This window comes from Actinomadura sp. ATCC 39365, assembly GCF_054392275.1.
Map to the genome: position 1 here is coordinate 6,222,723 of NZ_CP184335.1, position 13,577 is coordinate 6,236,299.

The following is a 13,577-nucleotide window of genomic DNA, read 5'->3' on the forward strand; positions in this document are numbered from 1 at the left end:
GTGTGGGCGGGTGGGGGCGTCAGTTGAATGGCGCACGGTCATGCCAAGGGGCGACCGGCAAGGTGCAGCCTCTGTCACTGGTTCGAGTCCGCGCCGAAGGAGCGCCCTAAGCGCGCGTACAGCGACGCGACGCCCCCACCATCACGGCGGGGCGATGGCGCGGACCTCGGCTCCAAGCTGGCCGCCGCGGCAGCGTCGGACGGAGCGAATCATGTAGGTGATGTAGTCGTTGCCGCCTCGGCCGCCGCCCCAGGGACCGGCTTGCTCGGCCGGCGCGGGCACAACCTCGCCGATCAGCCGCATGTCCACGTCGGACTCGGGCGCACCGTGCACCATGGTGACCGCGGCCCCGCGTCGCGGGCATGGCGTCGGCGAGGAGGGCCTACTCGGCCAGTCGTCCCCGATCCAGCGGCCGAGGCCGTCCCGACGGACCGTCCTCCGAGGGATCTGGGGGTGGTCCTGTCGTTGACCAGGCAGGCTCGGCGGCAGGTGGGGGAGTGGCGGTCATGGCAGGGCGAGTAGCGCGGGATCCTCAACAACGACCCCGCCCTCAGCCGGCCTCCACACACCGACATCGCCCGCCTCACCCCACCCGCCCCCGACCCGCCACACACCTCCGGCCCGCTGCCAGCCCTGCCCAGGCCCCCACGACCACGACGACGCCGAAGCGGCCCTGGCGCTCGCGTCTACAACGTCAGCGACAGTATGACCGTGCACGAGGCCCCGCCGAGCTGATCACCACAGGGCTATGCGGCTGGGCCGGGCTGGGCGGTGGAGCGGCATGGACAGATCACCGCCGTGGCGCTGCCCGGGACCTTCCAGCGATACCGGCAAGGCGGGTGAGCGTGTCGTTCGGCAGCAGCTCGCCCACCTGGAGCGGGCCGGCGCGGCCACAGGAGGGACAGGTCTCTTCCGGCGGCGTCTGGTCACCGTCGACCGAGCGCCCGTCGACGCTGGTGAACCGCACCAAGACCCGCAGCGGGCCTCGAGTTCGCTGGCCGGCGTGCCGCATTCCGCGCAATCGATCGACGCTGATCACAGGAGGAATCGCGCGGATAGCGGCGGGTGGTAGGCAGTTGTCTGGGCGGCTCGCCCACCCTGGACGTTCGGCTGAGGCGGTCCGCGCAGGCCGCCGCACGCATGTCCCGTGCGGCCTCGCGAGCGTGCGGAACGGAGGTCACCCAGCAGGTGGGTGGGCGAGGACGATCGCGTAAACGCTGCTCCATGCCCAGCAGCCCGGCGTCCAGAGCGGTCTGGATCAGCCAGCTCCTCACCTGCCCGTGGCGTTGCTCGGGGGCGGCCAGGTCCAGGCCGGGGTCGGCCAGCACGTGCACACCGGTCGAGTTCCCGGCGCCGGGGATCCGGGTGAGCCCGCGGGTGTCCAGGACCTGCGGGATCGGCCGGGAGGTGACCATGTGCAGGACGCGGGGCTGGGCGATCGTCAGCGCGTCGACGAACGCCAGCCCGGCGAGCGCCCCAACGACCCGCTCGTCGACCAGGGCCGAGATCATCGCGTCCATCACCGACTCGAGTGCCTCGATGCTCAACAACCACTGCTCTGCGGGCGGCTCGGTCCGTCCGCTCACCGGTTGCCATTCCGCTTCCTGCAGCGCGTCCCAGTTCGCCTGCCGGTGGAGCCGGATGACGCGCGAGCGGTTATGCCCCCGCCGTTCGAACGGCCGGCAATCCACGCCCGAGGACACCAGAGCGGACAGGACGGCGGGCAGTGGCGAGTGACTCAATGCCTCCGCCAGCCGATCAGCGTGCTGCTCAGCCAGGGGACGCCACGCGGCCCGCGGGTCTACGGCGATGTTGAGACCAGAACGCAGGACGAGATCCACCCGCTCATCCGTGCCTCCGGCACCGACAGGCACGTCGGGTCGCTGGCAGCATCGCGTACGCCAGCAGGTTGTCGACCAGCCCGGCGGCGCGGGCGTGCCGAGCACGATCCGCTGGACGCGTTCGTCGCGGCCGTCGAGGTCGAGGATGCCGCCGTTGCGGGCGGCGGCCGGGGCGCGCAGACGCCGGCGGACGTCTTCGACGCGGTCGGCCTCGCGGCGGCCGTGCAGGCAGCCGAACGTGGCCGGATGAGGCCACGAGGGGGTGACGATTACGGCAGTCCACTCGGAGGCTGATGGGACGGGAGTGGCAGAGCCGAAGCGATCTGTCCCATGCGACCAGGACGAGGCTTTGGGGGCTTTCGACCCGGACCTCGCGGTTTGCGGCGAGGAGGCGAGTCCGTGCGGGGCGCTGTTGGTCGCGGCTGAGCGGAAGGCCGAGGCGTAAGAGGCAGCCGCAAATGAAATGTGAGCCCCACTCTGTTTGTTTCGGTCCAACCTGACAGATTGTGATCATTGTGAGCGCAGTTGCGGCTCTCTTAACGTCAGCGGCATGGCCCTCCCGGGCCGGCCAGGAGGCGCAAGACGGTGACGACGTAACCCCCGCGTAGCGAAGGGATGGCATCGCATGTCACAACCAGACGAGAGCGTAATGATCAAGAGTCTCGGCTCCACATACTGGAGCTGGCGTCAATACCAGGAAAAGACATACTGGTGTTGGAACGCGACAACGGTCAGCATCGCGAACTTCTACGCCAACGCGCGAACATGGACCCAGTGCGGGTTCGCCACCGCGGTCCTCAACAGGAAAGACTCCCGGCTCGCCGCCCAGCAACCGTTCCAGTGCTGCCCGGATGGCGCGTTACGCGGGGACTGCAACCAGGGCTGGTGGCCGGATGCCGGGCCGCTGCAGCAAGCCGGGGTTTACGTCCCGGCCCCCGAAGATGCCAGGAATTACCTCGACTGGGTGGAGGCACCCGGGTGGGTGCAGGTCAGAAGGTTCCCGGCGTTGACGAAGAACGAGGTCAAGGCGGAGATAGACGCCGGACGCCCGATCATGATGAACATCGGCTGGGGCGGCGGCCTCTCCGGCCACATCGTCAACATCTGGGGGTACAGCTACCGCCCGGAGACCGGTGAACTGGTGCACGTGTGGGTGCATGACCCGTGGCAGGGCACTCATGGGACATACGCGGGCCAGGAGAACGATCCCATCATGTGGGTCGCGTGGGAGACGCTCTTCGGCGGCTACCCGGGCGGCCCGAACGGCACCTGGAACAGGACCTTCAAGACTCGGCGAAACTAGCCTCAGGGAGCATGCGATGCCGTTGAACATGCCTGAACCGCCGGGACGGATTCGGGAGGAAACACGCTCCCAGCTCGGCCTGATCGCCAGAGCCGGCGGAGAGGGCCCGAAACTGCTGGGCGAGGTCTCCCCGGATGACGTGGAGGTGTCCACCCCCCACCGGGTGTTCGCCCTGCTCGTCAAAGACATCGAGGCCGGCGGCCGCCTGGAAGTGGCGCAGCCGGTGGGCTGGCGATTCCTGCTGGAGTCCGGCGGCAATGTGCTCGCCGGTGCCGAAGTCGCCGAAACGCCGGACCGAACCTTCCCGCCAACGTTCTACAGAAGCTCGTCCGTCGGAGCCACCGCGACCGCGGTCAGAGCCGCACGAGCCCTGCCGCAGCTCGAAAAGGCCGGGTTCGATCTCCGGCTCCTGCAAATCCCCGAGCTCTACCAGACCGCCCTGTGGTTGCACTCACCCAACACCGACCTGCTCATCCCGCTGGCACCCTCCCCGATCGGGCACGAAGGCCAGGTCACACCACCACCGGTGTTCTTCCGGGAACTCGCCGTCCGTGCCCAGGAGTACAGAGCCCACCAGCCCCGCGACCGGGAGCCGACCTGATGCCATCCGCTCGCCCTCCCTGGAGATGATCGCAAAGAACCGCCGGTTGGCGTGAGCTGCTCGGGAAGCGGAGGCGACTTCATCGCCTCCGCTTCCAAGGCCGTGGTGTCCGCCACCGCCCGGTCGGGGCTCGCCCCGGCCAGCCGAACCGGGCCTCTGGCTTGAGGATCTTCTGCGGCGGTCCTCCTCCAATTCGGCCGCGACCCCGGAACCCCGGCGAATCTCGTTCAGCGCCTCGATGACCGCGCGCACCCGGTACAGGGTGTGGCTACGCCTCTGCTCGTGGTCCTGCACGCGGGCCTTCGGCCAAGGGGCGCTGGCAGGCTCGCCCATCATGACGAGACACAGCGACATGGGCGGCTGGTAGCCCGTACGGCATGCGGAAGGGCCGAACCCCGGTAGGGCGGATCCGAGGGGTTGTCGCAACGCAGTGATCGGTTACTGACTGCAAGCAGCAGAGCGAGACGCTCGGCTGGGGGTTCCAGCCGAGTGTCTGTGCGCGCTTCGGTAGCCGCGAGACATCGCGCCTGGGCCGGCAACCCCGGATGGCGCTACGAACGCCGCCCGGCCGGCGTTTCAGGAAGCCGGCCGACTACTTTGCCCTCGGAGTCCAGCACCTTGATCACCGGTTTGTCGTCACCATCGATCTCCAGCACAATCCTTGGACGTCCTCGCGAGTCGCTGAGCACTAGAAACGCTCCTTCTGCAGTGCTGCAGCCGAGCTGGACACGAGGCGGCATGGCGGGCACTTGGTCTATCGGGAGCGCTGGATCAGGCATGTGCTTCATCTCTAGCAGCGCTGCGCCGTGGACGCCCTCCCACCGAGTGACCATCGTGATCGCCTGCGCGTTGGTGTAGTCGAGTGAGAGGCTGGCCCCGACAGAGGAGGCAGTGATTCCTCCTTTCTCGTTGCCGTCCCCATCATTGAAGATCAGATAGGTGCCCTGTGGCCCCTGGCGTTGGTCGGCGGGGTACGTCTTGCCTCCGATGATTATCGGTGGCTAGCTCGAGCTCGCCAGAAAACGCTGTCGGCCGCGGCGGTCTACCACCCGGAACGACTCTCGGGCCTGCTGGCTGGAGGACTCCGCTCGGGCGGGTCCGCTGCCCGCCATCACGGTCACGCCACTCGCCAACAGCGCGGCCGCCGTTCCGATCGCGGCCCGCCGATCACGTTGCTCCATCTCCCGGTTTCCCTTCCTCTGTGGAGGGCAACCAGTTGATCATCTGAGCGTGGCTGTGTCCCTACGGCATGCATGAAGATCACGGGTGGGTATAGCCCCCTACTGATGGATCCATATCGTCACGTCACTTGCCGGGAACTCCTGACACCGGCGCCTACACCCTTGCCCCAGTGCCCTCTCACCCCTTTCTGTGAGCGTTTCGCGCTCTCATCCCCGCCACCGTTCCTAGGTCAGCCCCTGGTGTGCCAAGAGCTCGGCGAGGCGCTCTGCGGGAGTGTCCCGCCCAAGTCATGAGGGATCCCGCCCGGCACATCGGGCACCAGGGCCGCCCCGATCGGGGGTTCAGGTCGGCGCCGCCGCCTCGCCGTGCGGACAGCAGGGCCGCGTGCGCCGGTCGCCGGCGGTGGTGCGGGTCTGCTGGCGGACGGCGTCCTCGCGGACCTGGCCAGGTCGGCCAGGTCTCCGCTGCGGGCCATGGCAGTCAGATAGCCGGCGAGGTTGCGCGGGGCGTGCTGGCGCTGGACGGTGACCACGATCTGCCTGGCTTCGTCCTCCTCGACGCCGAGCTCGTCCATCGCCACCTGGACGGGCCGCACAGACCGTCCCGGCCGTGCCGGTCCTGATGATGAGGAGTTTGAGGGCACTGAGGGGGATGGGGGCCGGCTCTTCCGGACACTTCGGTCGCTTTCTCCGGACCCTTCGTCCTGGTTTTCCGGACCCTTGGCCGGTGGCGAAGGGTCCGCCTTTCCTGGACCCTTCGCGATGCCGACATCGGCCTGGGGTTCGGCCGTGGTGTCGCGTGGTGTGGGTGGTGGGCGCCAGGTGCGGGATCTCGAAGACCGCCCGGCGGCCGTGATGCTCGGTGCTGACGCGCTGGAGCGCCCTTGCTGATCAGCAAGTTGATCACTTCGAGCGGTCGCGCCCGGCAGCGCGCCGGGCTTGCGGATCAGGGCCTCCAGATAGTGGTCCAGCTCCAGGCGCCGGCCGCCCTTGGCGAACAACCGATCGTGCTCGGCCACGACCTGCTGCCCGTCATAGACGATCAAGTGGGAGGCGTGCAGCATCACCCGCAGCTGGCGGCCGATGAACCGGGCCGGGGCCGAGTAACGGTTCGTCCGGACGGTGATCTGGCTGTAGCGATCGACCCGGACCGGGAGCAGCAGCCCCGTCTCGAACGGCTCCTGCGAGACCGTCCGCAGCAGCGGCCGCTCGATCACGAAGTACTCGCCGACGGTCCTGGCCCGCGCCCCAATCCGCCGGCCCTCGTCGGCCTCGTCCCAACGGTCGATCATCTCGTTCAGCTCATCCAGCGAGCCCACCTCTGGAATCGGGACCAGGTGATTGCGGCGGAACCAGCCGATGTCGCCCTCGACCCCGCCCTTCTCGTGGGCGCCCTTGATCCCCGGCTGACAGTAGAACGCCTCGACCCCGTAGTGCTCGCGAAACGCCGTCCAGCGGGCGGACTCCATCCGGGCCCGAGTGAACCCCAGCACCGCGGAGACCGCGGCCTTGAGGTTGTCGTAGCGGACCTTGCCCGTCGGAACTCCGCCCAGCACCCTGAAAGCGTGGACGTGTCCCTCGAAGAACGCTTCCTGCCCTCCGGTGGCCAGCACCCGGTGGACCGCTTGCCCGAATACGTCAATCGGAACGAGAACAGGAAGCACTTCACCTGCTCGCCCGCGATCCGCACCGTCACGTCCCCGAAGTCGACCTCGGCCTCGACTCCCGGAAGATGCGACTGCGGGATGAACGCCTCCGGCGGCCCCCGGCCTGCCTCGACCCGGATCTCACCCCGCCGGTGAGCGACATGGGCGCGGACGATCTGATACGAGATTTCCATCGCCTGAAGCTCATCCACCAGCCGCGCGAAGATCCGCTTCGCCGTGTGCCGCTGCTTGCGCGGCGCATCCAAATCGGTCCGCAGCATCTCGTCGATCAATGGTTGAACTGATCCAGCCGACTCGCCCGCGGCGCCATCTTCTTCCTCGGCTCCGGCCACGGCTGACGCAACGCCTCAGCCACCGTGTTCCGGCTGACCCGATACTTGATCGCGATCTGCCGACCCGACAGCCCTGCACGAGAACCCCGGCGAATCGCCGCGAATACCTCCACCTTGGACTGGGGGTGTGTCGCCAGCGTCTCCTCACAGGGAGTAACGCTTCGATACTCGCACCGCTAACCCTCAGATGGCTCTGGAATTCGCTGACACGGCTCCATCCCCACCGAGCGCCACAGAGCCACTGACCGACATCCGGCTCTCAAATTCACCTACAGAGCCAGACATGCCGAGCTCGCGCACCTCGTCGATACGGCCTTGCTCGACCAGCAGTTCGGTGAGGCGCTCAACGGCTACAACTGTGGCCGTCTCCCGCGCGCGCCGGAGCGACCACCTGGCCGCTGATGGTCGCGTACGGCTTCCGCGGCCGTGAAATCGGCTCGCTGCTCGGCGAGGGGATCGTGTGCAGGCCAGACTGGCGGACGACGCGGCGACCGCGATCATGTTCGTGCTCGGCGCGCCGGCTGTGGCCGGCGTCCTGTGTCTTGGTGAACGCGAGCGCGTCAGCGGGCCGGGTACCTACGCCCCCGTTCAGGACGCGGACGCCAACCGCGTCCGCTCCGGAGAGCTGCTGCTGAGGCCACGATGGAGCTGTGGAGCAGCCGTACGGGCGTGGAGTACGGCTGCAAGGACTCCAGTGCGACTCCTGGTTCCTCCGGAACCTACCGGCCCTGACGCGGTAGCCCGTATTCTGCTGTCAGCTTCCCCCCGCAGCCGGAGAACAGATGCCGACCACGGTCGAACGCGTCGCCGAGGTATGGTCCCGGCAGGCCGACGCGTCCTGGTCGTCCGGCTCCGGCTACCTGATCGCCCCGCGCCTGCTCATCACCTCCACGCACGTGCTGTCCGCGACGGGCCGCCCCGGACCCGGGGCTGAGATCAAGGTCAGGACCGCCGACAGGACGCGCCTGTGGTCCGCCGCGTGCACCTGGTCGGCGGCCGACCCACAGGTGGACGTCGCCCTCCTGGAGATCACCGACGACGACTGGGCCGATCCTCCCGTCGCGCCCGTGCGCTGGGGACGCCTGGTCAGCCGCCGGGCCGAGGTGGTCTGCCAGGCCTCGGGCTTCCCCGAGGTGCTGGCCCAGCCGGACGGCGTGCGCGAGCGCGATCAGGCCGGCGGCCGGGTGAACCCGGAGGCGGGCGCCAAGCAGCGCCGCTATCACCTCCAGGTGCTCAACCCGCCCAAGCGCACAGGTGCCGGGTCGCCGTGGGCAGGGATGTCCGGTGCCGCGCTGTTCGCCGATGACTTGCTGATCGGCGTGGTGGTCGCCGACCACCAGGGGTACGGCGGAGCCAGGCTGCTCGCCACGCGGGCCGAGGCCCTGTTCGCCGAGCCCGGTTTCCTCGACGCGATCGCGGTGCCGGCGGTCCTCGAACCAGCCGAGCTGGCCAGGTTGTTCTCCCCTCCGGCCGACCGGCGCCGCCCGCGCTCTCCCGCGGCGCTCCTGCGCGCCGACGCCGAGGCGGTGCGGTGGTTCACCCCGAGGGACGACGAGCTGGCCAGGCTCGTCGGCTGGTGCTCCACGGACGAGATCTTCGACGCCCGGCTCGTCTTCGGCGCCGGGGGCTGGGCAAGACGCGGCTCGCGCGCCAACTCGTCGCCCATCTGCGCCGCGAGGGCTGGGTGACCGGGCAGGTGGTGGCCGAGAACGCGGCGGCGCTGCCGGAGGAGCCTCTGAGCCGGTTACGCTCGTGTGACCTGCCCCTGCTGCTCGTGGTCGACTACGCCGAGACGCGGCCCGACGTCGTCCGCCGGTTGATCGAGAACGTCGGGATCGACGACGGCAGCGCGGTGCGCGTGTTGATGCTGGCGCGCTCGGCCGGGCAGTGGTGGCAGCGGCTGACCGTGAAGTCCGATCTGATGGAGTACGCCCTCGAACTCGCCGAGCTCCACCCGCTCACCGGCCTGCCGACGTGGACGGGAGCACGCGAGACGGCGTTCAGGGAGGCGGTGGTCGACATCGCCGCCCAGCTCCATCGGGTGTCGGGCCTGCAGGAGACGTGCTGGACCGACCTGGCCGCCCAGGTGGCGCCGCCCGATCTGGGCGGCTCCGGCTACGGATCGCTGATGCGCCTTCATCTGAGTGCCCTGGTGGGGTTGCTGCAGGCGGGGCCCGCACCGGCCGCCGCGCGCAGCCGTACGCCGCACGAGAAGGTCCTCATGGTCCACGAGAACCGCTACTGGCGGCGTACGGCGGACGCGGTGGGCCTCGCCTTTCTGTCGGACGACACGCTGCGCAACACGGTGACGATCGCCACCTTGTTCGGGGCGTCGAGCAAGTCCCAAGCCGTGGCACTGCTCAGCCACGTCCTCGGTCTGCGAGACCTCGGGGAGAACGAACTCCTCGTCGTCCACCAGTGGCTGAGCACGCTCTATCCGTCCCAGGAGGGGGAGTGGGGGCCCTTGGAGCCGGACCGCCTGGGTGAGTATCTCGTGGGAACCCACCTGCGCGAGTGGCCCGACCTGATCGACGAACCGCTGGCCGCCGCCGCCCCCACCCAGCTTCACCAGGCCTTCCACGTGCTGGCCCGGGCGAGCGGCGATCACCCCCACGTCGGACGGCTGCTCAAGGAGCAGGTGGTCGGGCAACTGGCCAGATACGGCCCCGTCGCCCTGCAGGTCGTCATCGAGACCGAGCAGCCCGGCTACCTGATCTCGGCGCTGGAGGACGGCGTGGCCGGGGTCTCCGCCTCTGACGAGGCCGCGCTGGTCGCGCTGGCGGGTTCCTTCCCCGCCGGCGCGCCCGCGCTCAACCTGCTGGTCGAGCCACTGACCCGGCTGGCCATATCGGTGTACGGCAGGCTGGTGAGCGAGGGCAGGACGGACTACCGCCCGGAACTGGCCAGGGCGTGGCAGAACCTGAGCGATCACATGCGGGAGGCCCGGCGCCACGATGAGGCGCTCGCCGCCAGGGCCGTGGCGCTGGAGCTGTACCGCAAGCTGACCGGCCTGGGCAGCGCCGCGACGGGAGGAGCCTCTCATGCGTCCTGACCACGGCTACCTCCCCGACTACGCCGCCAACCTCGTGAGCTACGCCGAGCAGCTCATGGAGGTCGAGGATCACGCGGGCGCGTCCGCCGCGGCGCGGGAGGCCGTCGAGGTCTACGAACGGCTGCGCGGCGAACCGCTCGGGCTCGCTCGCGCGCTGACCGTGCGGGCGGAGTCGGCCGCCGCGCTCGGACGGTTCGGTGACGCCATGGCCGACGCACCGTCCGCCCTGCTCGTCCTGTGGGACGCGGTCGCCGAGACGGGCAGCACGCCCGTTCTGCGCGACGCCCAGCTGCGCGTGCTCCTCCTGTTGACCGACGTCCAGCTCCGCGCGGGCCTGGCCGCGGAGGCACTGGCTACGGCCGAAGGCGGCATCGAGCTGCTCGCGGGGTCCAGGAGCCGCAGGAGGGCCGGCGAGGCGAAGTTCTCCGCGCTGAAGGCGCAGGCGCTGCGCCTGCTCGGGCGCGACGGCGAGGCAGCGGAGGTCATCGAGGAACTGGACGACTCCCGCCATTCTCGCCATGAGGCCGCCTTCTCGTACGAATACCCCGATGAGGCGGTCGCCTTCTATCGTGGCCTCGCCGAGCACACCCCGGAGTCGGCCCTGCCGGCGCTCGCGGCGGCGCTCACCGAACGCCGCGGCAGGCAGCGGAGCCAGGGCGATGACGAGGGCGCTCTCGCGACGGCCCGCGAGATCGTGGACGTCCATCGGCGGCTCGCCGCAACCGAACCGGACCCTTACCAGATCCATCTCGCCTACGCTCTGGCGGCGCAGGCGGAGATCGAGCGGGGGTCGTCCCGGACGAGGACAGGGCCGGGCTCGACCGGGTCGCCGCTCTTCTGCTCGAGGCCGCCGAGCTGCTGCCGAGCGACCACGAGGACCGCGCCAGGTTCATGGTGGCGGCGGCCGTCGAGCAGTCGCCGGACGCCGCGATCTCCGTCCTGACCCGGCTCATGCACGAACAGGACGGCCTCGCGGCCCACTCGCTGTTCGTCTACGCGACGCTCGGCGATCTCCTCGTCGACCGGTTCCAGCGTGTCGGCATGGACGCAGACCTCGAGACGGCCATCGGGGTGCTGCGCGAAGGGCTCGCGGTCGTGCCCGAGGCCGAGCCGGAGCGCGACGTCCTGTGGATCAGCCTGAGCGGGGCGCTGCGGCTCAGGTACGAGCGATCGGGGTCGCTCGCCGACCTGGACGAGTCCATCAGCCTGGTCAGAGCGAGCCTGGAACTGTCCGCCGGCGTGACCGCCCCCGCCGAACTCGGCCTGCTGCTCTTCCACCGGTTCCTGGCGGTCGGCGAGCAGGCCGACCTCGATGCCGCGATCGAGCTCATGCGGGGGTGGCCGCGGCGATGCCGGAGGACTCCGCGGACGCCCCACTGATCGCCGGCCGTCTGGCCGACATGCTGGGAGCCCGTTTCGAGCGGTCGGGCGAGCCCGATGACCTGCGCGCCTACCTGGCGGCTGCCACGGAGGTCCTGTCCGGCACCCCCGCCGACGCGCCCGAACATCCCGTGGCGCTCGATCGGCTCCGTCACGCCGTGTCGTGGACGTACGAGGCGACCGGGGAACCCGCCGTCCTGGACCACCTGCTCGACCTGACGCGCCGGCTCGTCGCCCTCGACACGCCCGGCACCCACGGAGCCCTCGCCCTCGTGCAGCTCGGCCACGCCCTGGAGGAACGCTTCGAGCGTTTCGACAACCCCGGCGATCTCGAAGAGGCCGTGGACGTGGCCCGCAGGGCGGTCGGCGCGATGCCGGAGGGCGACCCGGACCGGCACTGGGCCTTCGCCCTGCTCGCGAAGGTCCTGCTGCGACGCTCGTGGTCCGCCGGGATCGCGGACGACCTGGACGAGGCCGAGGCGCTGATCCGGCTGGCGGCGGCCATCGCCCCTCAGCAGGCGCGCCGGCAGCACGAGGCGTTCATCGACACGCTGCGCGAAGCCCGGTTCCGGCTCACCCGTGACCTCGCCGACCTCGGCGCGCAGCACCGCGGGCGCTGGGAGCGCTCGGGAGACCCGGCTGCCTTCGAAGGCGCGCTGGAGACGTTCGCCGCGATCGCCGGACGGCTCGACGAGCCGATCGCGGAGCGCGTGCTGGCCTGGCAGGAGTACGGGCGGCTCGCCGTGGCGGGCGGTGCCTACGAGCGCGCGCTCGGCGCGTTCCGCGCCGCGATCGAGCTGGTGCCGCTGGCCATGTCGGACCGGCTCTGGCATGCACGGGGGAGGCGCGAGGACAGCCTGACCGAACTGGCCGGCGACGCCGCCGCGTGCGCGCTGGAGACGGGACGGCCGCAGGAGGCGCTCACGCTGCTGGAGCAGGGACGCGGGCTGCTGCTGTCGCAGGCGCTGGACGTACAGGAGGATCTTCGCACGCTGCGTGCGCGCGCACCTGAGCTGGCGGAGCGGCTGTCGGCGCTGCGGATCGCAGTGGACGAGCCATCGTCACGCGAACCCGGAGGCCGGGCGGCGGAGGAGTTCGAGCGGCTGGTGGAGGAGGCACGCGCCCTGCCCGGCATGGCGGGTTTCCTGCGCCCGCCGGCGGTCGGCGATCTCCTCCAGGCCGCGGCCGAGGGGCCCGTCGTGGTTCTGAACGTGAGCGGGCACCGCTGCGACGCGATCGCGGTGACGACGGACGGGTTGCTCGTCATCCGCCTGCCTGGCCTCGATCGTGCGGCGGCCACCGAGCGTGCGCGCCGTTTCCTGACCGAGCTCACCACCGCCTACCGACCGCTGCGTGACCGGCTGGGCCGGGAGCAGTCGCTGGCCGAGACGCTGGGCTGGTTGGCGGAGGTCGTGGTCGGCCCGGTGCTGGAGGCGTTGCGGCCGCACCTGCGCGCAGCCGAGGGCATGCCGCGCGTGTGGTGGGTGCCGACGGGGCCGTTGAGCGTGCTGCCGTTGCACGCGGCCGGGTGGCTCCCGGAGACTTCCGCCATCGACTCGGTCGTCTCCTCGTACACGGCGACGATCGGCGCGCTGACGCGTTCCCGTTCGGCCACGCCCGCGGACCGACCGCGTTCGGCCCTGGTCGTACTGCCGCAGGCTGCGGAGAGCCCGATGCGGATGCCGGGGGCCGAGCGGGAGGCGCTCACCGTCGCCCGCCTCCTCAGCCCCGCCGTCGTCCTCGAGGGAGAGCAGGCCACCAGGCAACACCTCCTGCAAGAGCTGCCGGGCACCGACGTCCTGCACTTCGCCGGCCACAGCAGCACGGACGCCGACGACGCCACAGCCGGCTCGCTCCTGCTGTCGGACGGGCGGCTGCGCCTGCGGGACATGGCCGCGCCCAGCCGCCTGACGTATCTGTCCGCCTGCACCACGGCGGCGCCAGGTGCCGCCGGCGAGCCCATCAACCTGGCGGTGGCGGCGCAGCTCAGCGGCTCCCAGCAGGCGATCGCCACGCTATGGGAGGTCGACGACCGCGCCTACGCCGACCTCGCACAAGCCTTCTACGAGGAACTCGCGGACGCGAACGGAACCCTTGACGTGGACCGCTCGGCGCGAGCCCTGAACGCCGCCGCCCGCCGGCTGCGTGAACGTTACCCGCACATCCCCTCGCTGTGGGCCGCACATGTCCATGTCGGCCGCTGACCACGATTGGAGCCCC

At 70.4% G+C, this 13,577-nt stretch carries 11 protein-coding genes; 8 read left to right on the top strand and 3 right to left on the bottom strand.

Annotated features, from left to right (window positions below):
* Positions 1-141: 141 nt before the first annotated feature.
* Both ACNF49_RS30385 and ACNF49_RS30390 read right to left on the bottom strand, forming a co-directional pair.
* Positions 142-309 carry a hypothetical protein gene (locus ACNF49_RS30385; RefSeq protein WP_482939652.1) on the bottom strand — a complete coding sequence of 56 codons (168 nt, stop codon included), beginning with the start codon at positions 307-309 and terminating at the stop codon, positions 142-144.
* Positions 310-926: 617 nt separating this feature from the next.
* Complete coding sequence (locus ACNF49_RS30390) at positions 927-1,841, bottom strand: hypothetical protein (RefSeq protein WP_482939653.1); 915 nt, start codon at positions 1,839-1,841, stop codon at positions 927-929.
* Positions 1,842-2,490: 649 nt separating this feature from the next.
* On the opposite strand from ACNF49_RS30390, the gene ACNF49_RS30395 reads away from it, so the two are divergent.
* Positions 2,491-3,144 (top strand): C39 family peptidase, encoded by a 654-nt coding sequence (locus ACNF49_RS30395; RefSeq protein WP_357980065.1) that lies wholly within the window; start codon positions 2,491-2,493, stop codon positions 3,142-3,144.
* Positions 3,145-3,160: 16 nt separating this feature from the next.
* Positions 3,161-3,745, top strand: coding sequence for a hypothetical protein (locus ACNF49_RS30400; protein WP_482939654.1), 585 nt, complete (start codon positions 3,161-3,163; stop codon positions 3,743-3,745).
* Between the two features lie 1,411 nt (positions 3,746-5,156).
* Here ACNF49_RS30400 and ACNF49_RS30405 read toward each other — a convergent pair.
* Positions 5,157-6,482 carry a Mu transposase domain-containing protein gene (locus tag ACNF49_RS30405; RefSeq protein WP_482939655.1) on the bottom strand — a complete coding sequence of 442 codons (1,326 nt, stop codon included), beginning with the start codon at positions 6,480-6,482 and terminating at the stop codon, positions 5,157-5,159.
* 242 nt (positions 6,483-6,724) lie between these two features.
* On the opposite strand from ACNF49_RS30405, the gene ACNF49_RS30410 reads away from it, so the two are divergent.
* The 6 genes from ACNF49_RS30410 (at position 6,725) to ACNF49_RS30435 (ending at position 13,561) form a co-directional block, all read left to right on the top strand.
* Positions 6,725-6,877: a hypothetical protein gene (locus ACNF49_RS30410; RefSeq protein ID WP_482939656.1), complete on the top strand. Its 153-nt coding sequence runs from the start codon at positions 6,725-6,727 to the stop codon at positions 6,875-6,877.
* Between the two features lie 830 nt (positions 6,878-7,707).
* Complete coding sequence (locus tag ACNF49_RS30415; RefSeq protein WP_482939657.1) at positions 7,708-8,613, top strand: S1 family peptidase; 906 nt, start codon at positions 7,708-7,710, stop codon at positions 8,611-8,613.
* Entirely contained in the window at positions 8,610-9,977 is a 1,368-nt protein-coding gene (locus ACNF49_RS30420; protein WP_482939658.1) for a hypothetical protein, read from the top strand. Before ACNF49_RS30415 ends, ACNF49_RS30420 begins: the two co-directional genes overlap by 4 nt.
* A complete protein-coding gene (locus ACNF49_RS30425; protein ID WP_482939659.1) occupies positions 9,967-10,920 on the top strand; it encodes a hypothetical protein in 954 nt (317 codons plus the stop codon). The genes ACNF49_RS30420 and ACNF49_RS30425 overlap by 11 nt, the downstream gene beginning before the upstream one ends.
* Positions 10,869-11,357 carry a hypothetical protein gene (locus ACNF49_RS30430; RefSeq protein WP_482939660.1) on the top strand — a complete coding sequence of 163 codons (489 nt, stop codon included), beginning with the start codon at positions 10,869-10,871 and terminating at the stop codon, positions 11,355-11,357. Before ACNF49_RS30425 ends, ACNF49_RS30430 begins: the two co-directional genes overlap by 52 nt.
* Entirely contained in the window at positions 11,327-13,561 is a 2,235-nt protein-coding gene (locus ACNF49_RS30435; protein ID WP_482939661.1) for a CHAT domain-containing protein, read from the top strand. The genes ACNF49_RS30430 and ACNF49_RS30435 overlap by 31 nt, the downstream gene beginning before the upstream one ends.
* Positions 13,562-13,577 lie beyond the last annotated feature (16 nt).